This is a genomic window from Croceimicrobium sp. (genome assembly GCF_965228705.1).
Taxonomy (GTDB): domain Bacteria; phylum Bacteroidota; class Bacteroidia; order Flavobacteriales; family Schleiferiaceae; genus Croceimicrobium.
The window spans coordinates 3,456,613-3,480,410 of sequence record NZ_OZ245832.1 but is presented as its reverse complement, the minus strand read 5'-3'; the positions used below and the strand labels follow the sequence as shown (position 1 = coordinate 3,480,410).

Genomic DNA, 23,798 nt, shown 5'->3' with positions numbered 1-23,798 from the left:
CAAAGGGCTTTTGAAAGGACTTTACTTTTGCCGCTTCATAAAGGAATTCAGGCTAAAATAAGCTCTTTTTTTAAGCTTAGTCTGACACAACGAACTAAACTAAAGTTAAAATGAAAAGAGCTTTGCTCTTTTGCCTTATCCTGATATCTAACGCAGCAATAGGGCAAAATGATCTGTACACTTTAAGCGGATATATTCGCGACGCTGGTACCGGTGAAGAACTAATAGGCGTAAATATTGTCGTACCCGAAAAGGGAACCGGCACTTCCACCAACAGCTATGGCTACTACTCCATCTCCCTGCCCCCTGGCACTTACACCTTTAGCGTGCAGTACATTGGGTATAGCAGTCAAGAACGAAAAATCACGCTCGACAAAAACCTAAAGCTCAATTGGGAACTCAAAGAGAGTAGCACGCAATTGGATGAAGTGGTAGTTGAATCGGAAAAGATTGACCGTAATGTGAGTAGCGTAGAAATGAGCGTTGCTCAACTCGATGTGAAGGATGTTAAGAAAATGCCTGCTCTTTTAGGGGAGGTAGATATCATCCGTAGCTTAACTCTACTGCCCGGTATCAGTACGGTGGGTGAAGCCTCCAACGGATTTAATGTGAGAGGAGGTAATACCGATCAGAATTTAATTCTCTTAGATGAGGCTCCGATTTACAATTCTTCTCATCTCTTCGGTTTCTTCTCCATCTTTAATGCCGATGCTGTTAAGGATGTAAAGCTTTATAAAGGAGGTATTCCCTCGCGCTACGGCGGACGACTAAGTTCGGTAGTTGATGTGCGCCAAAAAGATGGTAACAATCGTGAGTTTTCGGGTACCGGGGGCATTGGTTTACTTTCTTCTCGCCTTTTGGTGGAAGGTCCCCTGGTAAAAGAAAAGTCAGCTTTTATGTTTGCCGGTCGCCGCTCCTATGCCGACATCTTCTTAGGCTTAAGCCCGAATGAAGCTCTTTCTCAAAACACCCTGTATTTCTACGATTTCAATGCCAAGCTGAATTACATTCTCGGGGAAAAAGACCGACTCTACCTCAGTGGGTATTACGGTCGTGATATTTTTGAAATCAATGATCTCTTTGGTTTTAATTGGGGAAATGCGACGACTTCCTTACGCTGGAATCACCTCTTTAGCGATCAGCTCTTCTCCAACTTCACTTTGATTTTTAGTGATTACACCTATGCCCTGGGTACCCCGGAAGATGATGCCTTTAATTTTCGTTTAGAGTCTACCATCCAGGATTACCATTTCAAAAATCAATATACCTGGTATGCTAATGCCAAGAGTGAATTCGAATTTGGAATGGAAGGTATTTACTACCGATTTAAGCCCGGAACCATTACCGGAACTGTAGAAATGAAATTACAAGAGGAATATGCCTTAGAGCCTTCTTTATATTTCAGCCATGAGTATAAATTCAGTCCGCTCTTCACTTTGCAATATGGCTTGCGTTATTCGTCCTTCTACAATTTGGGCTCGCAGGTAAAGAACATCTATCAAAACCAAGATTTACCCGATGAAGATGAAGTGCTGGAAACTCGCACTTACAGTTCTGGTGAAGTAATTAAAGCCTATAATGGTTTGGAAGGTTTAGAACCACGTATAGCTTTGAATTATCGTATTGATGATGAAAAAAGTGTGAAGCTGAGCTATAACCGCACTCGTCAGTATATACACCTAATCAGTAATACCACGGCCCCCACTCCAGTGGATTTATACCGCCCGGCAGGCATGCATATTAAACCTGCTACGGTAAATCAAATTGCAACGGGTTATTTCCAAAACTTCATGGATAACCAATACGAGTTCTCGCTGGAAGGTTATTACAAGGATTTCCAAAATATTGTAGACTATCGCAATGGAGCAGAGTTGATTTTCAACGAAACCATTGAAACCGAAATTCTTTCTGGCATTGGCAGATCCTATGGTTTGGAGTTTTATCTGCGCAAGCAACAAGGTCGTTTAAAAGGTTGGCTAAGCTATACTCTTTCTAAAACCGAATTAAAGGTAGAAGGAGTTAATCCTATGCAAGCCATCAATGCCGGCGAATGGTACCCTGCCAATTACGATAAGCGCCATGATATCTCTTTGGTATTAAATTATCAGTTGACCAAGAAATGGGATATTGGTTTAAACTTCACCTATCAAACTGGTCGCCCAATTACCCCACCGGAAGGTAAATTCCAAATTGAGGATTATGTGGTTCCAATATACCGCGACCGTAATTCGTATCGAATTCCTGACTACCACCGTTTGGACCTTTCTGCCAATTATACTCCCCCCAAAGTAGAAGGCAAAAAATTCTATTCCTCCTGGTCGATTGGCATTTACAATGTGTACGCCCGCAGAAATGCTTATTCGATTTACTTCGAACAGCAAGACAATGCAGCCGGCGCTACGACCACTAATTTAAATACACAGGCTGTTCAATTATCCATCTTCGGTACCATCATTCCATCTGTAACCTGGAACTTTAATTTCTAAGCATGAAAAGGTTTTCCTTATTCCTATTCGTATTCACTTTATTGATCAGCATTTCGGCTTGTACCGATGTGGTAGAACTAGATGTGGATTCTTCAGAGCCCGAGTTGGTGGTGGATGGTGTACTAACCAATGATCGCAACTTGTTTGTGAAATTGAGTCAGACTGCTGCTTACTTCGACAACCAGCCATTTAAGCCGATATCAGATGCCCGAGTAAGCTTGTGGAAAGATGGTCAGGAATTGGTTGTTTTAGACGAAAACCAAAATACTCCTGGCCTTTATGAAAGTGCTACTAGAGGGGAGTTTAATGCTACTTACCAAATAAAAGTGGAGATAAGTGGTGATGTTCCGGATAAAATCGCTGGTACCTGGATTAGTGCAATCGACACATTACGCCTCGTGCCGCCTATTGATTCGATGAAGCAAAGAACCTTGAATCGCAACACTACGCCCCAGGCCTTTTTTGAAGGAGATTATGCCTTAATGTATTTTGGCGACCTTCCGGGTGAAGGCGACTACTATCGTGTGATTCGTAATTTGAATGATTCCATCTTCGCCCAGGAAAATAACTTTATTTCCGACGAAGGCTTTGATGGTATCTATTTCGGTCAAGGCTTTATTCCTCCTATTGCTATTTACGGCCCCTTCGAAGAGCCTGAAGCCGGAGAAGACCCCGATAGCCTGGGAGTTTTATTACAATCGGTTTCGCCAGAGTTTTTCGATTATATGCAGGTATTGAATTCACAGGTGCAAACCGGGTCTCCTTTCGATGCTCCCCCCGCCTTGGTTCTGGGAAATATTCATAAAGAAAATGAGCCCAATACCTATGCTTTTGGATACTTTCAAGTAGTAGGAAGCAGTCGTAATGGAATTCGCTATCAGCCCTAAAATTGTAGCTTTGTTCAAAGCTTTCGCATGAATGATAAAGTTGTGCTGAATCACTGGGCACATGAGTGGTTGGCCGATTTAGGATTGAGTGCCAATTGGGTAGAGTACATCACCCTGGGCATCGATATTATTTTAGTGCTACTCCTCAGTCTGGTGGTGGATTTCATCGCCCGAAAGGTCATACTACGCATCGTAACCCGTTACGTAAAGCGATCTAAAAATCAATACGACGATATCCTTTTAGAGAAGCGGGTTTTTAGATCCCTGGCCCATATTATGCCGGCTTTGGTGATTTACTATTCACTTCCCTATTTATTTGATGAATCAGTTAGCTTAATTCAGTTCTTACAGAAATTGGTGATCACCTATATGATCATCAACATCATTAATGTTGGTCATAAATTCCTGAAGGCCTTAGAGCACATCGGCCTTAGCTCACCCCGCTTTGAAGGCAAGCCTGTGAGCAGTTACATTCAGGTGGCGATGATCTGCATGTATATCGCTGGTGGCGTTTTTATTCTTTCCAATTTAGTAGATAAAAGTGCCACGGCCATCCTCACCACTTTTGGTGCAGCTACGGCAGTAATCCTTCTCATTTTCCGAGACACCATTCTTGGATTGGTAGCCAGTATTCAGATTTCGGGGAACGACATGGTACGCATTGGCGATTGGGTGAGTATGCCTAAATATGGCGCTGATGGCGATGTAACCGAAATCAATCTTACCACGGTTAAAGTTCGAAACTGGGATAAGACTATTTCAACGGTACCTACCTACGCTTTTATCAGCGACAGCTTTGTAAACTGGCGCGGCATGACCTCCCAAGGGGTTCGCAGGATTAAACGCAGCTTAAATATCGACATCCACAGCATCAAATTTGTAGATGATGAGCTCTATAAAAAGCTACTCAAAGTGGAGCGTATTAAAGGCTATTTGGAAAAGCGGCATGAAGAAATTCGCCAATCCAATGAGAGTAAAAAAGTAGATAAATCAATATTGATCAATGGCCGGCATTTAACCAATATTGGGGTTTTTCGAATTTATATGGAAAGTTACCTGGCAGAGCATCCCAATATTGCTCAGGACCAAACCTTAATGGTGCGTCAGTTGCAGCCAACGGAAATGGGTGTTCCTCTGGAGATCTATTGTTTCAGCAATGATATTGCCTGGCTTAATTACGAGCAGATTCAAAGCAATATTATGGATCACTTGATGGCAGCCGTTGGTCATTTTGAGCTTCATATATTCCAAAACCCAAGTGGCTCTGATTTTAGGGAACTAAGACGCTAACCACTTCCCTTTAGCCGAAAAGGGCATAAGCAAGAGGACCAGGCAGATATAAAATGGATAGAGCAAGGCTAGAAACAAATAGCCACGTAGCAATCCTGAGCCGCCATAAAGTGCGGCAAAGCGTTGTAACAAAATAGCATCCCAGCCTATCTTATAGAGCCAGAAATACCATAAAAAGCCATTTACATCAAAGAAGGGTGAGAGGATAATACCTATCACTATTCCAAGATTGATCAATGCCACTGATGCTGCCAAGCTTTTGGCCAATCGACTAGGATAATCCACACTCTTCGCGCCCCAGCGAATTCTCTGCCGAACTAAAGCTTTAAAGTCCTCTGGTGCCGGAGTACTTACACCACTATGGGGTTCTGCCACTATACATGCGCCTTCCTTCGCCATAGACTGGGCAAAGAAAGTATCTTCTCCCCCAGCCCATTGCTCACCAATCCCTTGATGGCGCAAATAGTCTTTCGGACGATACGCCATGGCTGCTCCAGCCGCCATTACCAACTTCCCTTGATTAATAGCACTAAAGCTGACCAATTGTAAGGCCATATGATCTAATGCAGCTAACCTGGACCACCAATTCCTATTAGGTAACATTCGTACCCTGGCCACTATTAGATCTGTTTTTTGTTTAGCCAAATGAGCTTCAATGGCAAGAAGAAAATCGGAATCGACCTCACAATCTGCGTCAGTTTGTAAAACAAAGTCTTCCTTTACTTGTGGTAAAAACCAGGCCAGTGCATTTTTCTTCCCCGCAGCCGCTTCACTTGAAACCAAATGCACCCCAAAATTCTGAGGGATCATTTGCAGCTCATCTGTATACTCCTTAGAGCTATGATCATCCAGAACGTAGATCGGCCATTTCGAAGTGGGTTTTTCGGCCTCTTGCAAATATCTTAAGCAAGATACCAGGGCCTCTGGTTCATTGCGATGTACAATAAGTATGGCCACCGAAGTATTTGCTGCATTTGTTTTTTTACCGCGAGGTATACGCGATCGTAATCCCCATGCTAAAAAAACTAGTTGTGCATGATATAATAAGCTAAGGCCCAAGAGGATGAGAAGGAGCATCGGAACAGGGTGCTAGGTGCTCAAAGGTAAAGCATTAAATTTGGCCTAATGAGCAAGGAAAAGATCATTCTCGGCATTGATCCGGGAACCCAAATCATGGGCTATGGTATCATTGAGGTACAAGGAAAATCCTTTAAGATGATTGATTTGGGAAGTATCAAATTCAAATTGGCGGATACTCCCATTCTGCGTTTAAAGCAAATCTTTGAGAGCAGTTCGGAAATCATTGATAAATTCCTTCCCGATGAAATGGCAGTAGAAGCCCCCTTCTTTGGGAAGAACGTGCAAAGTATGCTCAAATTGGGGCGAGCTCAAGGAGTGGTGATGGCCGCGGCTTTATCTAAAAACATTCCAGTAGAAGAATATTCGCCACGTAAAATCAAGCAAAGTATTACGGGCAAGGGAAGCGCCAGTAAAGAACAAGTATATGCAATGCTGGAGCGTAGTTTCGGACATAAAATTGAAACCCGCTATTTAGATGCTTCGGATGCTTTAGCAGTAGCGCTATGCCATCACTATCAGGCCAGCAATCCAATTTTAGGGGGGACTAAGGCGAAAAACTGGGAGCAATTCTTACGCGCTAATCCAGATCGTAAGGCTTAATCCAAATAGGATTTGATCTTGGTGGCCACCGCTTCCATCTCCTCAGCGCTAAATTGCAGTTTAGGTCGGCTAAAGTCGATGTCACTCACATTATCGATGGGAATCAAATGAACATGAGCGTGGGGGACTTCTAATCCAATTACGGCTACTCCTACTCTTTTACAGGGCACCGCTTTTCCAACTGCATGCGCCACCTTTTTAGAGAATGCCATTAAAGCCTGATACTCATGGTCAGGTAGATCAAACAGATAATCCACTTCCTTTTTAGGAACAACCAAGGTATGTCCTGAATGCAAAGGTGAAATATCCAGGAAGGCAAAGGCATCTTCCGTTTCACCGATTTTATAAGAAGGCAATTCGCCCTGAATGATTCTACTAAAGATGGATGGCATATTAATCGAATTTGATATCTAATATCTCAAATTCCATTTTACCTGCCGGGGTCTGAATTTCGGCCACTTCGCCAACATGCTTACCAGACAAACCTTTTCCAATGGGGCTGCTAATGGAAATCTTACCGCTTTTAAGATCGGCTTCACTTTCACTAACCAATTTGTAAGTCATTTGCGCGCCATTACGCTTGTTCTTAATGGTCACGGTAGACAATACCATTACTTTACTGGTATCAATCTTTGAGGTGTCCATTAAACGGGCATTAGACAAGGTTTCTTCCAACTTGCTAATCTTCATTTCGAGCAAGCCTTGCGCTTCCTTGGCAGCATCGTATTCGGCATTTTCAGAAAGATCACCCTTATCTCTTGCTTCCGCAATTTGCTGTGAGATTTTAGGACGCTCTACGCTCTTCATCTGCTCCAATTCTTTCTTAAGCTTCTCTAATCCTTCTTTACTATAATAACTTACTCCCATTCTTCTATAGATTAAAACGCAGAAAAGACCTCAATGAGGTCTTTTCTGCTTGGCAAAGATATCTAAAATTATTCGATTCCTTCCGCTACTTAATTAGAGCAGGATGGATACACCGATACTGTGCACTCCACTGAAGAAGTCAGTACTACGGTAAGCGTAATCCAATTGGAAGGTATTATCGTTGTCTTTGGAAAGCGGAATATCAAATGATAAACCAGCAGTTATACCATTAAATACAGTAGTATTTTTCGCATACGAACGATCATCGAAGAAATTGTATCCGGCACGAACCGCTACAATTTCCTTAAATGAATATTCGGCACCTACCGTATAAATGTCTTTCTCGAAAGAGTTAGACTGGAATGCACCTGCTACGGTTAAACGCTGTTGGTCAAATTCGAAATCATAGCTACCCCCAATAGACAGAGTTGCTGGTAATTCGAATGACTCACTACGCTCATTGTATTCTTGAGAATAACCGCCTTGAGGCACCACCAAGGTGATAGATTGCCCCTCACCGTTATAGCGAGCGGATGGTCCGATATTCTTCAAAGTAATACCAAACTTAACCTGATCACGAGCACCGGTTACGTATTGCACCCCGGCGTCTACACTGGCAGAAGTAACATTCATATCTACGATACTGGTAGTGTAAATCTTAATGTTCACCCCACCACGAATAGATTCCGTGAACTTCTGGGCATAACCCAAACCGATGATGGCTGTAGAAGGGCTTACTTCTCCTACTCCACCTTCTGGATTATTAACGGTAGTTCGTTGCCAGGAACCATAGTCAAAGGAGACAAAATTGGCAGCTAAAACACCATTATCTCCAACCGACTGATTAAAGCCTGCAGCATTAATCCCGATTCCGGCACCTACTAACCACTGAGTATTCACAAATGAAACTTCCGTTCCATTGGTGTTTGCAATCCCAGCAATGTTTAAAAAACTAGACTCTACGCCAGAAACTCCAGCAATGTTAACTCCACCCCAACCAGAGGAACGTGCCCAAGGGTTGATTAATAATTCGGGAGCACCTGCTTGTCCTGCACGTTGGGGGTTACCCGCATACGCGCTTCCAACGAGGCCAAGGAGACAAACTGAGGTTGCGATCTTTCGAAAATATTTCATTGGTCGTTACTCGTTAATTCGTTCTTAGAATGCATTCAGGTCAATTGGACGTAAACTTCCCATCCATTTCACCACCTTCTGACCAATTGGTCCGGCATCGATATGGATCAGATAAACTCCACTTGCGATGGGTACATTGAAGTCGTTCTTCAAATCCCACTCTGTAAAGGTCAAGGAGTTATCCTTGGAAATGGTACGTACCAAAGTACCGTTAGGCATAAAGATGTTAATGGTACAACGCTGAGGCAGGTTGGTAATCTTAACGATATTATCCAACTGACCATCCTCGTATGCTGATGAGCCATAATAAGGGTTAGGTACAACGCGAATATTATCTAAAGCGCTTTCAGCAATAGTTAAGTTATTCAATTCCGCATTGTAAGCATCCAGGTCAAACTCGTATAATGGACGTCCTTCATTTTGAGCCGTGGCTGTTACACCAAATGGACTTTGAACGCGAATTTCCACTAATGCTTCAGTAGGAATATCACGGTAGTCCGTAAACTGATACTCATTACCACTCAACATACCAATAGAACACCAGGTCATAGCACCCCAGACGTCGGTACGTGTTAATGCACTATTCATGTTTTCGATTTCATCCTTCATAGGATAATCATCAATGGCATCTCCTTTATAGGTAAGGTCCTTCATAGTACCACGGAAAGTAGAAGAATCTGCCAATACATAAACCACGTGCATACCTCCTAAAGCAATAGTTCCAAGCTTTTGAGTGTAATTCGCAGTTGGGTTCCACTTCATATCGTCTCCAAACTCACTCTTTAACCAGGAGTTCTCAGCGATTACAAGGTTTAAGCGATTTCCAGTTTCCACGTTATAAGCATAACCGGGGAAATAACTCCAACCTGTAGAACCATTTGGATCTGGGACTAATTCACCATTTGAAGTTTTCATTAAGCTGGTTCCAGCACGCAGGCGGAAGGTTTGAACACCACCTTCGTTGGCATCAGCATAGTTACCCATTTCCAATACCGGTACACGAGACCATTTTGCAGGATCTGGTGATAATACCACATTAATGTTGGGTAATTGGTCAATAGGATACATACGGTTGAAGTTTGAACCATCACGTAATGGATATCCAGGACTCTGACGTCTGGCAGGCTCATCTGATGGAATACCTGCGAAGGGAACATTACTGGCTAAGGCAACAGGGCCCCAGGTTCCTCCAATGATATTCTCAAACTCTCCTAATGGATCCACATTATTGTCACCAGTAGAATGATCATTATAGTATACCGAAGGTAAATTGTCATTATCGGTGATCTCATTAGAACCGGCTAAAATCCAGTTGGTAGGATTCTCATTATCAGTATCCGCAACACCACTTAACCATGGTTTTGTTGGATCCGCAAAGGTTACCGAACCACCAATTACACCATTATTAGTAGAATTAGGACGATCAAATCCGGGAGCTAGTGGTTCCTTAACGTTTATTGAGAAACCAAGGCTCTCGCCATTCGCATTGAAAACAATTTGTTCCGTACGGAAATCAATTTCTGACTCTGCCACATCAATCACTGAATCATTCAAATCAGTAAGGATCCATTTACGGCTAGTGTCTAAATCCGTAAAGTACAAGCGATACTTACCTGTGCGTTTTGTACCTACGATATAAGGATCTACGATTTTCACTTCAACGGGAGCTGAACCAGCGAGATACTCAATCTCATTCGTTCCACCATTGAGTAAAATTTCATTCTCAGTTTCAGCACTTACACGGAGGTAGGCGCTACCGTTACCATTACCACTTAAACGGGTAACGCTAACCAGATCACCCCACTGCGCATTCAAACGCGTACCATTATTCCGGTTCTCAACGCGACTTGGGGTTCCTTTATAAGGTTTTGAACCATCACCGATATTACGACGACCAGCCAAATAAGGAGTTTTCTGTGCGTTGGAGTTATCTCCAGCACTTCCCGGACTGAAAGTCTTGTAATTATTGTGAGCGTAGGTAATTAAGTAGAAATAGTAATCCTTATTGTTAATCAAGGCACGGTTCCCTTCAGCAAATGCGTCTTCCAACACACGGTAACTTAAAACGATACCATCATCATTAGCCTCCAAAGTCATATCGGTTGGAGTCAGAGGGTTTCCAATTAAGTCAGGGCTTTCAGTATAGTTCACCAATTGACCAATTCCATTTTTAAGGTCAGACTGGGCAATCAGACGAGATTGTGCTACATCATAAAGATCATCCACACCCACATCAGCATTCGCCACCTGGAACAATTGGAAACCTTCGAAGAGGTAGTTGAAATATCCTGCTTGTAAAGCTGAATCTAATTGAGTAGAAGTCCAGTTTGGATCGGGTGGAATACGTGGATCACGTTGCTCGTATCCAATGGTATTTTCAGTAAATGGATTCAAAATATTGATTACCAATTCCTGATCTAATTCAATAATCTCCAAATCAGGAGTAAAAGGTCCATCCAATACCTGGAAACAGTTGTCGAATAACTGTTGTGCTTTATCATCCGCTACAATCACATCATTTACAGAAGCAAATAAATCTTGAGAAGCGAAATTACGCGCCCAAACCGCGCCTGTAGTAATGAAGTTCAAAGCGCCAGGAGCCAAAGAGAAAGGACCCGCACAGTGAAGACCACGCTTATCTGCTTGGTTGTTGGGAGATTCCCACCAATCTACAGGAGTAAAAGGCTCATATGCGCCAGTGGTATCAATAGAAACACCAGGATAAGCAAAGCGAGTAGGTACTAAAGCAGGGTCCAGAGAGTATCCGTCACCATTACCTGTATTCCCTTTACCCGCAGGACTTTCAATAACCAATGGGCGACCATCTTTCCAGATACTGTTCAATAAGTTATAGAACTCTTGAGCATTATTAGGGTCGGTGGTTCCTGAAGGACCATTAAAGTTAGCCGAGTTGTTATAATACATGAAACCCGACATGATAATACGCTCATTGATATTGGAGTTTGGATCCTCAGCAACACAAACACCATCAATACGCACACCATCCACACAGCCATCACGGTCATCGTCGATGCCATTGAAATAATCGGCGAAAGGACCTTGGAAGAAGTCAAAACCCACCGCGGGTGGATTGGCTCCGTATCCTAATGCACCTTCATCATCATTATCACCATTGTATACATAACCCAAACCACGAGCAATATCACTACCAATGATATCATCGTAGGGGTTACCTAAATCCGCATCAAACCAGGTACCGAAATAGGTATCACGTAAACGGAAAGTAGAACGGTTAAGAATACGATAGTTGTTAAAGGTCATGTTGTTCACCTCGTCATTCGCGGTAAAGGCAAAGGCTTGCGCACGAATTTCAAAACCTAAAGCTGATGCATTGGTTTCGGTGTGAATGTTTCCTTTATCATTATATACCCACCAAATGGTTTGGTCACCATATAATAGGTCTACTTCTTTAGACTGGCAATCGGCCTCACGAGTGAAATCGTAACCGGGATAATCCCACTCATATTCGTAAAATCCGGGGATACCATTGGTATCGGACTCGATATAAGGAGCCAAGCTGTAAGGCAAAAGACCATCAGCACCATTACCAGGCCATTCCTGAATGCTTTCAGGAATATTACCGGAATAGCCGGGGTAACGTGTTTCAGGATCACAAGTAGGATCTTCCTTACAAGCGATCCAGGCTGCGTGCAATTCCACCTCACTGCGGTATACCATCCAGTGACGGTCGTACTGCTGGCAAGTAGCTTCATCAATAGAGGCATTGTCATCCAGTGGACCAGGCCAGTAATCTACACCATCCTGACGGTAGGTCATAGCAGCTAATTTAAGCTGATCGGCATCATCGATACCTCCTAACCAAAGTGCACCAGCAAACATGGAGTGTTTATTAGACCCCTTTGGCACCTCATACTGGGCATCGTTAAGGTCCCACCACATATCACCACCACCGAGGATACGGGCCCGAACGTTGTTAATGTTCAGGTCGGTTTGGGCCGTGGCCGGGGCACAGCCCTCAGCCAAGGCCTCTAAGGCCGACTTGTTTTTGTTATTCTTCGCCGGTTTTTCCTTTGCACTTAATCCGGTAATGCTTACCGAAAAAACCAAGGCGTATGTTAAAAAGCTTCTGATTTTCATACAGCTATTTACTTATTTCTGATCTAGAAGTTATAGGCAATTCCTAAGCGGAAACGACGAGGCAATGAGTAGTTGAAAGGACTCGCCATACGACGGTTGTACAAATCAACGTAAGCTTGCTCACTAATCTGACCTTGAATCTGAGCTTGACCTGCTTGAGAAGCAAGGAAACCATCATCATCAGGACTGCCGGTGAAAGGATATACGGAAACAATGTTACGAGTATCCAAAAGGTTCAAAATCTGGAGGTATACATCAAGGCTCTTATTACCCTTCTTATCCAACATGAAAGTCTTGTTGATACGGGCATCAAAGTTCACTTGCCATGGTAAGCGAGAACCGTTGATCTGACCTGCAGTTTGTGCCGAAGATGAAGCTGATGCAGTAACAGCATAAGCGCGATCACGACGAGTATAAGGACGTCCGGAAAGAGCATTACAAGTAATGTTCACACCGAAGTTTTCCAAAATGTTCTTACCATTGATTTTAGGGCCATCGTATTGTAAACCACGGCCATAACGCCAGTCAAAACGTACCAAAATCTGGTGACGGTTATCGTAGTCGAATGGTAAAAGAGTACGCAGAGATGCAGCACCTACACGAGCCAGGTTAGCACCGGTAGTAGCACTGGAGCCAGTACCACTGGCAAACTGCAAGGTGTAGTTTGCATCAATCTTAAAGTTCTTAGTACGACGTAATTCGTATTCAAGAGTAAATCCTTTTACAGTACCAAAGTCACGGTTACCATAAGCTACATAAGTAATAGGGTAAGCTTCTGGATAGTTCACTGCTTGAAGTAAATCACGTAACTCACGATAGAAGGCAGCCAATTTCAAAGCAGACTTCTTAGAAAGCATTTGCTTAAATGCCATTTCGTATTCGGTAGTACGTTGTGGCAACAAGTTTGGATTGTTCAACACTCCACCATTACGCAGGTAAGTAAGACCTAAGTAAGAAAACGGATCCAAACGAGATAAGCCGGTAGTTGGACGCTGAGCTAATACATCATAGTGGAAGATGAAGATAGCCTCATCGGTAATTGGGAAGTTGAAAGCTACACGGGGCATAACTACAACCTGAGGATCGTAATCTACGAAAGACTCAGATGGAATATCACCACCAGTAGAAGTTCCGTCTCCGGGAGGACTTACCAGGAATGGCTTAATACCACCACCAGCTGCATCAGACAATACGCCAGGATCACTCAATGGCTCACCATTCTCATTGTAGAACTGATCGCCACTACGGTAACCCACAATTTTTGCTTTGGTGTAGTCGAAGTCACTTACGTAAACCGCATAGTCTTGACCTACAGAAGCAGGCACACTGCTCAATGCATCTTCAGAAAGAGGTGAACTTGGTAAATCACTTACAGTATAATAAGGATATAATACATAAGGATCACGAAGCACATCCTGGTTCATATCAAAACGGTCAACCCGGATACCTACGTTGAAAGTAAGATCACGGAAAGTAAACTGATCCTGAACATAACCAGCAATATAAATAGGCTGGAAAGGTGCAACCGGACGAGTATAACGACCATTTTCATCACGAGCCGTAAAGAACTCAGAAATACTAGGGTTACCATCCTGAATATTTCCGGTATAATCGTATCCGTAATAACTTACACTGGCCGCACCGTTAGGGTTGATTAATTCATCAGCCGAGAACATATCCAAAGAGAAAGTACTTGGATCCATGTTATCGATGTTGATTTGCTCAACTCCGTAAGGGTTTAAACCTAGAGCCCGACGAACTTCCTCTGAGAACTGAGAAGCATCTTGTGGGTTGTAAGCGTAATTGTAGTTAATAGTATCTTGATAGTTTCCGAATTGGTCATAAACCGGAATTGGATTCGCAATATCTAACTGAGAGTTAGGTTGGTTTTGCAATAAGCGCATACGAGTCCAAAGTCCCTGAGCACCTAAACCATAAGCGCGGTCAATACGCTGCTCATATTCGAAACCTAAAATCAGTGAGTGGTCTTTGATATCAAAGTTGGTAGAAGCAGTTACACGGAACTGGCTGGTACGACCTACATTGTATCCACCTTGCTGTGAACCCACATTGGTCCAAAGACCATATACACTACGAGGGTTAAAGCCATTGATGGGCATTCCATATCCAAGAACATCATCCAAAGTACGACTGTTGATGCCAGGATTATCGGCAGCAATATCGAAGAAAGAGCTAATGTAATTATCGCGGATAGGATTTAAACCACCGGGGGTGTAATTGATTCCTGCATCGAAATCACCTACATAACGGTAGCCGCTAAGACCGGTAGTGGTATCGGTTCCGTATACATAAGCCGGAGTAGTTTGAACATCATACTTACCAGTATAACCGTAGTTGAAGAAGTTCTTTCCGTGTACTTCGTCCATGGTTTCACCAAAAGTACGAGTGTAGTCTACCTGCACAGTATAATATGCGTTACGGATCAAATTGCTTTCGCCCTCTTTTTCTTCAGGGTTTCTGAAAGTTTGTTGGAAACGCAAGTAAGCCTGCCAATCTGAGTTGATTGAACGCATGTTATTCTTATAGTTGAAAATATGACTAGCATAGCTGGAAGACATATCATCGCTGTATACTAATCGACCTCCTAAGGTTAAAGTAGTGGTCTCAGTAGTTTTGAACTGAATGTTACCACTTAAACGCAGGTTATTAGTATAAGAGTTGGGACGTTGCCAAATATTACTAAGGTCATCCTCAGTAACAAACTCGGAGTTGATATTAATAGCACGACCACCTGGATCCATACTAATAGGATTCTGCTCAAGGCTAGCCAATACTTCGGGATCCAACTGAATGTATGGGATATCAGAAGGAACGGGACGAGGCTCTTCAACATACTGGAACTCTGAACTGAATAAGAAACCGATCACAGTTTCTTGACGCTCAGCACCAGTAGCAGTGGTACGCTTGCGCTTCCAAATAGGGCCACCTAAAGTAAAGGCTCCTAAGTTATAGTTCTGACCATCGAGGATAGGAGTTCCATCCGCCTTGGTCATGTATTTAAATGGCAAAGAGGTTAAGATCTCCGCGGTTCCGAAGAACTCACTGGAAGGTCCGCGAGTAGTAGTGTTAATTACCCCACCAATCGCATCACCATATTGAGCAGGAAGACCACCGGTAATTACCTCAGTCTGTGCAATTGCCGCCTGTGGAATTCCCACATTACCACGCACTTTAACCCCGTCAATAAAGTAAACAGTACCTTCTCCACGAGCACCACGAATACTGGTGTTACCGTTGGCATCCTGAGTTACACCTGCAGCCTGACCAGCTACAGAGGTAATATCACGAACCGCCATATTCTGAATGTCCTCAGCGGTAGTTACTTTAGAAGCTTTGGTCTTATCGATCAAAGGTGCTTCATACTCAATAACAACTTCCTCCAAAATTTGATTCGAAGGCTGCATTTTAAAATCTTGCAAGGTTGCTGAGTTAGGGGAAATTAACACCCCTTTTAAAGTAATGGTCGCAAAACCCATGAAACTCACTTCAACGGTGTAGGTTCCGGGAGAAACTGGGTTAATATTGTATTTCCCGTCGAAATCAGTTGACCCTCCGGTTACATACGAACCTGCTCCATCTTTGATTGAAATATTGGCAAGTGGTATAGTTTCGCCAGTGCTGGCTTCTGTCACTGTTCCTTTTAAAGAACCTGGGCGTTGTTGCGCAAATGCAACGGTGCTAAAAGTGACGAATAGCAGTAAGAGTATTTTCTTTCCCATACTATTTTTCGGTTATTAAGATCCCTCCTGGATTTAAAAGGCCGTAAATATAAGTTAAAACGTGGTCGGCGACAAAGCCCAAAATCCGAGGTATCAGTGTGTTTTCTAATAATTTCTTGAAAATGAACCCTTAAGTGTTAACATTATTTTAAGAATAAGTTCATAGGCCATAAAATTTTAACGTTGATTCAGAGTTATTTTGCAGAAATGCTTCATTCCGTGTTCCAGAACAAGTGCCTTTCACTTCTTTTGACCCTGATTTTTTTATCGGTTGCCTCCGCATGTAAAAAAAACCAACAGAGGGATTTTCCGCTGGTTAGTTTTGATCAGTATATCTATTTGAATAATCCTTCTAATATTGAGCTGCAAAGCCCTGGTGGTGCGATATACTTTAATGGTGGTTATCGAGGCTTAATAATATTCCGTCGTTATGGCAATAATCAGGTCGATGACTTTGCGGCTTTTGATCGTGCTTGCCCCAAACATTATTCTGAAGATTGCTCACAGTTGGAGCTAAGTGATGACCGCGTTTTTGCCGAATGTCCCTGTCATGGCGAGAAATATTTACTCTTTGACGGTTCCCCGGGAGAAAACGCCACTATATCCATGGTAGAATACCGTTGTACTTTCGATGGGGCGGTAATTCGGGTTCGGAACTAAAACAAAAAACCCTGATTTATTGCTAAACCAGGGTTCTCTATATAGTAAGGTGTGTGTGGATATTAATCCGCTAATAAAATCACACGATCTTTTTGCACTTCAACAACGCCACCTTTCACTTGCATACGCAAAACCTTATCGTTGCTTTTATCGGTTTCGATAGTACCGTGTAAGCCATCGATAGTTTTAGAAGAAGTGGGAATATCGATCTTCACTTCTCCTGCACGCAAGGTGCTAATCATAGGGGCGTGTCCATTTAAAATCTGAAAGAGACCTTCTTTACCGGGCAAACGCACGGCATCAGCTTCGCCTTCAAAGATTTTAGATTCGGGAGTGATGATTTCTAAAGTCATGTCTTGTGCTTAGTAAGATTAGGCCTGAGCTTCGGCTAACATCTTCTCACCAGCTTCACGCACTTCTTCGATCGTACCTTTCAAGTTGAAAGCTGCTTCAGGATATTCATCCATCTCACCATCCATGATCATGTTAAATCCTTTGATGGTGTCTTCGATGCCTACAAATACTCCAGGGATACCAGTAAACTGCTCTGCCACGTGGAAAGGCTGAGACAAGAAACGCTGAACCTTACGGGCACGTGCTACGATCATCTTATCCTCTTCAGACAATTCGTCCATACCAAGGATAGCGATGATATCTTGTAATTCTTTATAACGCTGTAAGATGGCTTTCACGCGTTGGGCACAATTGTAGTGCTCATCTCCAATAATTTCAGGAGCCAAAATTCGTGAAGTAGAGTCCAGTGGATCTACCGCAGGGTAAATACCCAAGGCAGCCAATTTACGAGACAATACAGTAGTAGCATCCAAGTGAGCAAAGGTAGTTGCAGGAGCCGGGTCAGTTAAGTCATCCGCAGGCACATAAACCGCCTGTACGGAAGTAATAGATCCGTTTTTTGTAGATGTAATACGTTCCTGCATGGCCCCCATCTCAGTAGCCAAAGTAGGTTGATAACCTACCGCAGATGGCATACGTCCTAAAAGTGCCGATACCTCAGAACCAGCCTGAGTAAAGCGGAAGATATTATCTACGAAGAAAAGGATATCACGACCAGCGCCATCACCTTCACCATCACGATAGTACTCAGCAAGGGTCAAACCAGAAAGGGCTACACGGGCACGGGCACCGGGAGGCTCATTCATCTGACCGAATACGAAGGATGCTTTGGATTCTTTCATTTCCTCGGGGCTCACCTTGCTCAGGTCCCAGCCACCGTTTTCCATAGACTCGTTAAAGCCTTCGCCATATTTAATAATACCAGACTCGAGCATCTCACGTAAAAGGTCATTACCCTCACGAGTACGCTCACCTACTCCGGCGAATACCGAAAGACCACCATGGCCTTTGGCAATGTTGTTAATCAATTCCTGGATCAATACGGTTTTACCTACACCGGCACCACCGAACAAACCAATTTTACCACCTTTTGCATAAGGCTCGATCAAGTCAATTACCTTAATACCGGTGAAAAGAATCTCAGTAGCTGTAGAAAGATCTTCGAATTTTGGTGCTTCACGGTGAATAGGTAAACCAGTTTCGGTGGGCAATTGCTCCAATCCGTCGATGGCCTCTCCAATCACATTAAATAAACGACCACGAATACCTTCACCTGCAGGCATCTTAATAGGACTTCCGGTAGCTTTTACTTCCTGACCGCGTTGCATACCGTCGGTAGAATCCATAGCGATAGCACGTACGGTATCTTCACCGATGTGTTGCTGGGTTTCCAAAACCAAACGAGTTCCGTCAGGACGAACTACATGAAGTGCATCGTAAATCTTAGGAAGCTCAGCATTGGTGGTGTCGAAGTACACGTCAACTACCGGTCCGATGATCTGAGCAATTTTTCCAACTACTTGAGACATGAGTTACAATTTTTGAGGCGAGAGCCTTTGTCTTAATTTGCGGGCAAAATTAGTCCATTTTATATTAATTAACAGAAGCTGGTTGGAAATTTAATTTGGCTAATTTTGAACAGGTAACTAACAGGGAGGCAAAGCCCCTCTCTACACGTTCTAAAACACTGAAAATTTGAAGGTTTACTATTCGATCGATGACTTTCAAAAACTGGAGAAAGCGGTAGTCACAACCGGTACTTTCGACGGCGTTCATCATGGTCATCGCAAAATCCTGGCTCAACTCAACAATATTGCCCATACAATTGGGGGCGAAAGTGTACTCCTCACCTTCTTTCCGCATCCAAGGATGGTTTTACAACCGGATCTCGATTTAAAGTTGATTAATTCCCAAACCGAGAAAATTGAACTGCTTAAATCTACCGGCCTTGACCACCTAATAATACATCCCTTTACTACCGAATTCTCTCGTACCAGTTCCTTAGACTTTGTGCGCAATATTCTGGTCAATCAAATTGGCGCTAAAAAACTGGTTATTGGATACGACCATCATTTTGGTAGAAATCGCGAAGGAAGCTTTGAACACCTTAAAGAATACGGTCCCTTATATGGCTTTGAGGTAGAGGAAATTCCAGCCCAGGACATTCAAGACACTACCGTAAGCAGCACCAAGATTCGCAAAGCGATTGAAGAAGGTACTATTGAAGTTGCCAATGAATACCTGGAATACCCTTTCCCTTTAACCGGAAAGGTAGTTGAGGGTGAGCACATCGGTCACACCATTGGTTTCCCCACAGCTAATATTCGGATAAAAGACAGCTACAAAATTGTTCCGGCTAATGGTGTTTATGCCATCACGGTAAGCTTTCCCAATCAAAGTGAAAAAGCTCCGCAAAAAGCCATGTGTAATATCGGCATTCGCCCCACCTTTGGCGGAAAGTTCCAAACCATCGAGGCCCATATTTTTGATTTCGATGAAGATCTCTATGGACAAGAACTCAGCCTGCATTTCCACAAATGCTTGCGTCACGAAATGAAGTTTAATGGCCCCGAAGCTCTGAAAGCTCAATTACAAGTTGATGAAAAAGCTGCTCGCGCTGTGCTTGCTCATCTTTAGCCTTTCGGCGGAAGGGCAATCCAGATTGAAACGGTTTCTGGCGGACAGCAATCGCTCCTCTATCGAAACACTCGACTTAAGCCGTTGCGATTTAGCTAGCCTTCCGGCTGAATTAAAAGATTGCCTTCAGATCAAAGAATTGGATCTTTCCAAAAATGAATTAGACTCCCTACCTACTTGGTTTGGCCTTTTTAAAGATTTGGAAGTGCTGCATTTATCCAGCAATCAATTTAAGCACCTGCCTCAAGTATTGCAGCAATGCAAGCATTTGAAGGAATTGCATTTGGACCAAAACCCGATAGACAGTCTGAATTCCGGAGTATTGAGACTTAGTCAATTGGAATGGCTGGATCTTTGGGACTGCGAAATCAAATACATCAGCCCTGAGCTTTGCCAGCACCCAACTTTAAAAAGAATCGACGTACGCCGAAATTTCCTTGGAACCCGTGATCTGGAATGGCTTTATGAATGCGCCCCGGAATGGGAAATTGAATCAACCTGGGGTTGCGATTGCGACTAAGACTTATAACCAAAGCGGTTTAAGTCGCGATCATTACTACGCCAGTCTTTTCGCACTTTCACAAACAAATCCAGGAACACCTTCTTCTTAAAAAAGGACTCCATTTTCTTCCGGGCTCCAGTACCGGTTTTCTTGATCATACTGCCTTTAGCTCCTACCAAAATTCCCTTTTGGGTGTTGCGCTCCACATAGATATTGGCGCGAATTCGGATAATCTCTTCCTCCTCTTTAAATTCTTCTACCTCTACTTCTACCGCGTAGGGAATTTCTTTGGCATAGTTAAACAGGATTTGCTCGCGTACCATTTCTTCGACAAAGAAACGCTCATTGCGATCACTTAAATCCTCCTTATCATAATAGGGTGGGCTTTCGGGTAAGAGGTCCTTTAGCCGATCGATAAGAACATCGGTGTTAAACTGATTTAAGGCAGACATTGGTAAAATAGCGGCATCCGGAAACTCAGAATGCCAATACTCCACTTCTTCTTCCAGACGATCTTGATCGATCATATCAATTTTATTGAGAATAATAAAAACCGGCTCTTGAACCTTCTTTAACTTCTCATAGACCTTTTCATCTTTCAAGGAACGTATCCCAGGCTCCACCAAATAAAGAAACACATCTGCATCTTCGAAGCTAGAGTGCACAAAATCCATCATGCGTTCCTGCAAGGTATAGGCAGGCTTGATTATTCCAGGTGTATCGGAAAAAACGATTTGGTAATCTTCCCCGTTTAAAAAGCCCAAAATCCGATGACGGGTAGTCTGCGCTTTGGGCGTAGTAATAGACAATTGCTCACCCAATAAGGCATTTAGCAAAGTAGATTTTCCCACATTAGGGTTACCGATAATATTTACGTAGCCAGCCTTATGCTTCATGCCAAATTGGGATATTAATGAAGCCACAAAGGTAGTCTAAGTCTTTCAGCGGAAACTATGAAGGAGCTTTAAAGATGATTAGCCCTGTTCAGGCGAATCTCAATTGCCGCCTCCGACATCAAGCGATTATATAAATCAAGGTAAAAAGCTAATTCCGACTTATCTATATAGCATTGCTTCAAATCTAAATTCAAACTTAAATAAGACCTATCGCCCTCTGTTTTTTGTTCCCAGTGCCATTTAAATACCGGGTTATCTTCAGTTTCAGGGAAAGGCAATTGTAGATCTAAGCTATCTAAGCCTTCAAACTCCCAATGCCATTTAGCCGAAAAAACCATGGGAACGGCAAAGTCCCGATCGTAAGCCGGTGCATTCTTTAAGATCAAAGCCTTTTTAAGATCGATCTCCAGATTTAAAGTATCCTGCCAATCCATCAACTTTGTTTTTTCAATTTTAAGTGAGTCATTTAACAAGGCATTGTGCAATAACTGATAGTTTGTAAAGCCCAACTGATCTTGGGCAGAATCGCTTCGCAAATAAGCAGAAGCCAAAATAGATTGAAAAGCACCCTTCAATTTCAAGCTATCGCGCAGGACCAGGCGTTCACCCGGATTGGAAACTTTTAGTCTAATCCTTTCCTCAAAACCATGCTGCGAAGGGTTTACTCTTTTCAATTTAGCCCACTCCGGCTGATCTTCCTCTCCCCGCTTAAATAATAATGCCCTTCCTTCCGAAAAATCCGGTGGGATGTTCCCTGGATAAAAAAACTGCCCTAAATAGGGACCCGGGAAAACAAATTGCCAATCCGATTCAGGCGAAAGCCGATACGCCAAACCTCGGGCATAAGCTGGCCAGGGTGATGGAAAATCCAGGCCTGGGCTCCCACTGCGTTTGGGATAAAACAATGCCAAGCGATGCTCAATTTTGAAATATTGAAACAAGGCTTCATAATGCGAACAAAACAATCCATAGTCCGTAAAAACCGGAGGGTAAACTGGCATGGTCCTTAGATAAGCCCGAGCGGTTGTTTGTTGGGCCTGGTAAATGATATTTATCGCTTCTTGCCAATTGGGTACTGCGTTCTCCTCCACAATGGATCGCAGCTGATCTTCAATGGCAATCCATCGCTCGGCATAAGCTCGGGAAAGCCGCCACCTACCCGCAGCATAAGCCTCATTATTGGATAGACTTAAGGATCGTTCGTGGAAATAGCGCACTGGGCGAATCCAGGAACCATAATATTGCTGCAGACCAAATTCTTGATCGAGCGTATTTCGATATACCGCATAATCCTGCACATCCCCCTGATAAAACATATGGTTTATAATCCTCGACCAGGAACGACTCTCCTCTCGATCGTAAACAAAGATTTGATCCTTCCAATCCAACCAAACGGAAGGCAGCTCAGCGGGAACGGTAGTTAAGCCACGCTCCATATTGAGTGCTTTGCAGTTTTGAGCCTTAAAGCTGTAAAAGTTATTCTCGTAAATCCGTTCCTCACTTTGTTCAATTCCGTCCGATAAATCAAACTGCAAAGGATAAGCGGATAAGACCTTTATTCGCTGAACAGATTCTTTTATAGGATAAGCCTCATTAAAACTCAGATTATAAGGCAAGGGAGCTCCTTCCAGACTTATCATTACCTCCACCACCTGACCAGGTCTTAATTCGGGGAAACGCAAGGCAAAGGCGAAGAGCTTACCACTATGTGGGTCAGCCACCAAACTATCTAAAAACTGATTGCGTATACTAGCGGTTCGGGCTTCATAAACCAGAATATCCTCTTCCCAAATACGAAAATCGATATCCTTCAGAATTTCATAATTCGGCAATTGGAAAAGGAGTTTCGACCAATCCTCAATCGATTGTTGGTCGGGGTATTGAAAACGAGCATAGTGAAAGTACCGCTCACCACTCACATCCGAGCCACTATTAAAATACTCCCTCTGAATAATATTTTCTACGGCTACAAAGGAGTCGACTCGATAATCAAAACGCGGGCGAGGCCAGTCGCGCCAATTTTTTTCCCAGAACTCTGCAGTATAAGGTCTTCCCTGCGCAAGGAGCGGATTTCCAGCCCATCCCAGGCATAGTAAAAGGACGATCAGGTATCTGGCCATGCCACTAAATTAATAGAATTCAATAATCTTTTTGTCAGTTCCCAAAAAGCTTTTATATTTGCCGCCCCAATAGGGAAACAACATATCGCGGGGTGGAGCAGTTGGTAGCTCGTTGGGCTCATAACCCAAAGGTCGTCAGTTCGAGTCTGGCCCCCGCTACTAGGAAAGCCTTAGAGCAACTGTTCTGAGGCTTTTTTCATTTTAAGCTTGAGCTCCAGAGCTTAAGTATATCTCCAAGAGACACACCTTTAAGATTAGACCAAGATTAATGATTATGGTTTTCCACTATCATTAAAAAAACAGTTGTGAGAAAGAAAATCAATTCTAAGCCACCAAAGGAATTAGTTTCTTTTGAAATCAGTTCTTACCACAATTCTTACAAGTTGGACTCTAATTACGTCAGTTTGAATCTGTAGCTATCACCCA

General features: G+C 43.2%; 17 protein-coding genes and 1 tRNA gene. 8 read left to right on the top strand and 10 right to left on the bottom strand.

The genetic code is table 11. From position 1 onward, the window contains the following. Window positions 1–110: 110 nt before the first annotated feature. Genes ACO05P_RS15535 through ACO05P_RS15525 form a run of 3 tightly spaced genes read left to right on the top strand, consistent with a single transcriptional unit; the run spans window position 111 to window position 4,663 of the window. Window positions 111–2,486 (top strand): TonB-dependent receptor, encoded by a 2,376-nt coding sequence (locus ACO05P_RS15535; protein ID WP_421752262.1) that lies wholly within the window; start codon window positions 111–113, stop codon window positions 2,484–2,486. Window positions 2,487–2,488: 2 nt separating this feature from the next. Continuing rightward, window positions 2,489–3,373 (top strand): DUF4249 domain-containing protein, encoded by an 885-nt coding sequence (locus ACO05P_RS15530; RefSeq protein WP_421752260.1) that lies wholly within the window; start codon window positions 2,489–2,491, stop codon window positions 3,371–3,373. A 27-nt stretch (window positions 3,374–3,400) separates the two neighbouring features. Beyond that, window positions 3,401–4,663 (top strand): mechanosensitive ion channel family protein, encoded by a 1,263-nt coding sequence (locus tag ACO05P_RS15525; protein WP_421752258.1) that lies wholly within the window; start codon window positions 3,401–3,403, stop codon window positions 4,661–4,663. Here the strand turns inward: ACO05P_RS15525 and ACO05P_RS15520 are convergent. Beyond that, window positions 4,652–5,620 carry a glycosyltransferase gene (locus ACO05P_RS15520; RefSeq protein WP_421752256.1) on the bottom strand — a complete coding sequence of 323 codons (969 nt, stop codon included), beginning with the start codon at window positions 5,618–5,620 and terminating at the stop codon, window positions 4,652–4,654. The genes ACO05P_RS15525 and ACO05P_RS15520 overlap by 12 nt on opposite strands. Before the next feature lie 168 nt (window positions 5,621–5,788). Here ACO05P_RS15520 and ruvC point away from each other — a divergent pair, with 168 nt between their 5' ends. Continuing rightward, complete coding sequence (gene ruvC, locus ACO05P_RS15515; RefSeq protein WP_421752254.1) at window positions 5,789–6,343, top strand: crossover junction endodeoxyribonuclease RuvC; 555 nt, start codon at window positions 5,789–5,791, stop codon at window positions 6,341–6,343. Here ruvC and ACO05P_RS15510 read toward each other — a convergent pair. The 5 genes from ACO05P_RS15510 to ACO05P_RS15490 all read right to left on the bottom strand — a co-directional run bounded on the left by ACO05P_RS15510 (window position 6,340) and on the right by ACO05P_RS15490 (window position 16,203). Next, entirely contained in the window at window positions 6,340–6,735 is a 396-nt protein-coding gene (locus ACO05P_RS15510) for an HIT family protein (protein ID WP_421752252.1), read from the bottom strand. The genes ruvC and ACO05P_RS15510 overlap by 4 nt on opposite strands. A 1-nt stretch (window position 6,736) precedes the next feature. Further along, entirely contained in the window at window positions 6,737–7,210 is a 474-nt protein-coding gene (gene greA / locus ACO05P_RS15505) for a transcription elongation factor GreA (RefSeq protein ID WP_421752250.1), read from the bottom strand. A gap of 93 nt (window positions 7,211–7,303) precedes the next feature. Then, window positions 7,304–8,344 carry a PorV/PorQ family protein gene (locus tag ACO05P_RS15500; protein ID WP_421752248.1) on the bottom strand — a complete coding sequence of 347 codons (1,041 nt, stop codon included), beginning with the start codon at window positions 8,342–8,344 and terminating at the stop codon, window positions 7,304–7,306. 24 nt (window positions 8,345–8,368) lie between these two features. Next, window positions 8,369–12,463 carry a hypothetical protein gene (locus ACO05P_RS15495; RefSeq protein ID WP_421752246.1) on the bottom strand — a complete coding sequence of 1,365 codons (4,095 nt, stop codon included), beginning with the start codon at window positions 12,461–12,463 and terminating at the stop codon, window positions 8,369–8,371. Window positions 12,464–12,486: 23 nt separating this feature from the next. Continuing rightward, window positions 12,487–16,203 carry a carboxypeptidase regulatory-like domain-containing protein gene (locus ACO05P_RS15490; RefSeq protein WP_421752244.1) on the bottom strand — a complete coding sequence of 1,239 codons (3,717 nt, stop codon included), beginning with the start codon at window positions 16,201–16,203 and terminating at the stop codon, window positions 12,487–12,489. Between the two features lie 249 nt (window positions 16,204–16,452). On the opposite strand from ACO05P_RS15490, the gene ACO05P_RS15485 reads away from it, so the two are divergent. Beyond that, window positions 16,453–16,863 carry a Rieske (2Fe-2S) protein gene (locus ACO05P_RS15485; protein ID WP_421752242.1) on the top strand — a complete coding sequence of 137 codons (411 nt, stop codon included), beginning with the start codon at window positions 16,453–16,455 and terminating at the stop codon, window positions 16,861–16,863. A 62-nt stretch (window positions 16,864–16,925) separates the two neighbouring features. On the opposite strand, the gene ACO05P_RS15480 is transcribed toward ACO05P_RS15485, so the two are convergent. Next, entirely contained in the window at window positions 16,926–17,216 is a 291-nt protein-coding gene (locus ACO05P_RS15480) for a F0F1 ATP synthase subunit epsilon (protein ID WP_421752240.1), read from the bottom strand. A gap of 18 nt (window positions 17,217–17,234) precedes the next feature. After that, the gene (gene atpD, locus ACO05P_RS15475) at window positions 17,235–18,746 is read right to left on the bottom strand and encodes a F0F1 ATP synthase subunit beta (RefSeq protein ID WP_421752238.1); all 1,512 of its coding nucleotides are present in this window, start codon (window positions 18,744–18,746) and stop codon (window positions 17,235–17,237) included. 166 nt (window positions 18,747–18,912) lie between these two features. On the opposite strand from atpD, the gene ACO05P_RS15470 reads away from it, so the two are divergent. Both ACO05P_RS15470 and ACO05P_RS15465 read left to right on the top strand, forming a co-directional pair. After that, complete coding sequence (locus tag ACO05P_RS15470; RefSeq protein WP_421752237.1) at window positions 18,913–19,854, top strand: bifunctional riboflavin kinase/FAD synthetase; 942 nt, start codon at window positions 18,913–18,915, stop codon at window positions 19,852–19,854. Continuing rightward, the gene (locus tag ACO05P_RS15465; protein ID WP_421752235.1) at window positions 19,817–20,374 is read left to right on the top strand and encodes a leucine-rich repeat domain-containing protein; all 558 of its coding nucleotides are present in this window, start codon (window positions 19,817–19,819) and stop codon (window positions 20,372–20,374) included. The genes ACO05P_RS15470 and ACO05P_RS15465 overlap by 38 nt, the downstream gene beginning before the upstream one ends. Here ACO05P_RS15465 and era read toward each other — a convergent pair. Both era and ACO05P_RS15455 read right to left on the bottom strand, forming a co-directional pair. Further along, window positions 20,371–21,279 (bottom strand): GTPase Era, encoded by a 909-nt coding sequence (era, locus tag ACO05P_RS15460; RefSeq protein WP_421752233.1) that lies wholly within the window; start codon window positions 21,277–21,279, stop codon window positions 20,371–20,373. The genes ACO05P_RS15465 and era overlap by 4 nt on opposite strands. Window positions 21,280–21,320: 41 nt before the next feature. Continuing rightward, entirely contained in the window at window positions 21,321–23,372 is a 2,052-nt protein-coding gene (locus tag ACO05P_RS15455) for a hypothetical protein (protein WP_421752231.1), read from the bottom strand. Between the two features lie 86 nt (window positions 23,373–23,458). Here ACO05P_RS15455 and ACO05P_RS15450 point away from each other — a divergent pair. Further along, window positions 23,459–23,531: transfer RNA gene (locus ACO05P_RS15450), tRNA-Met, on the top strand. Window positions 23,532–23,798 lie beyond the last annotated feature (267 nt).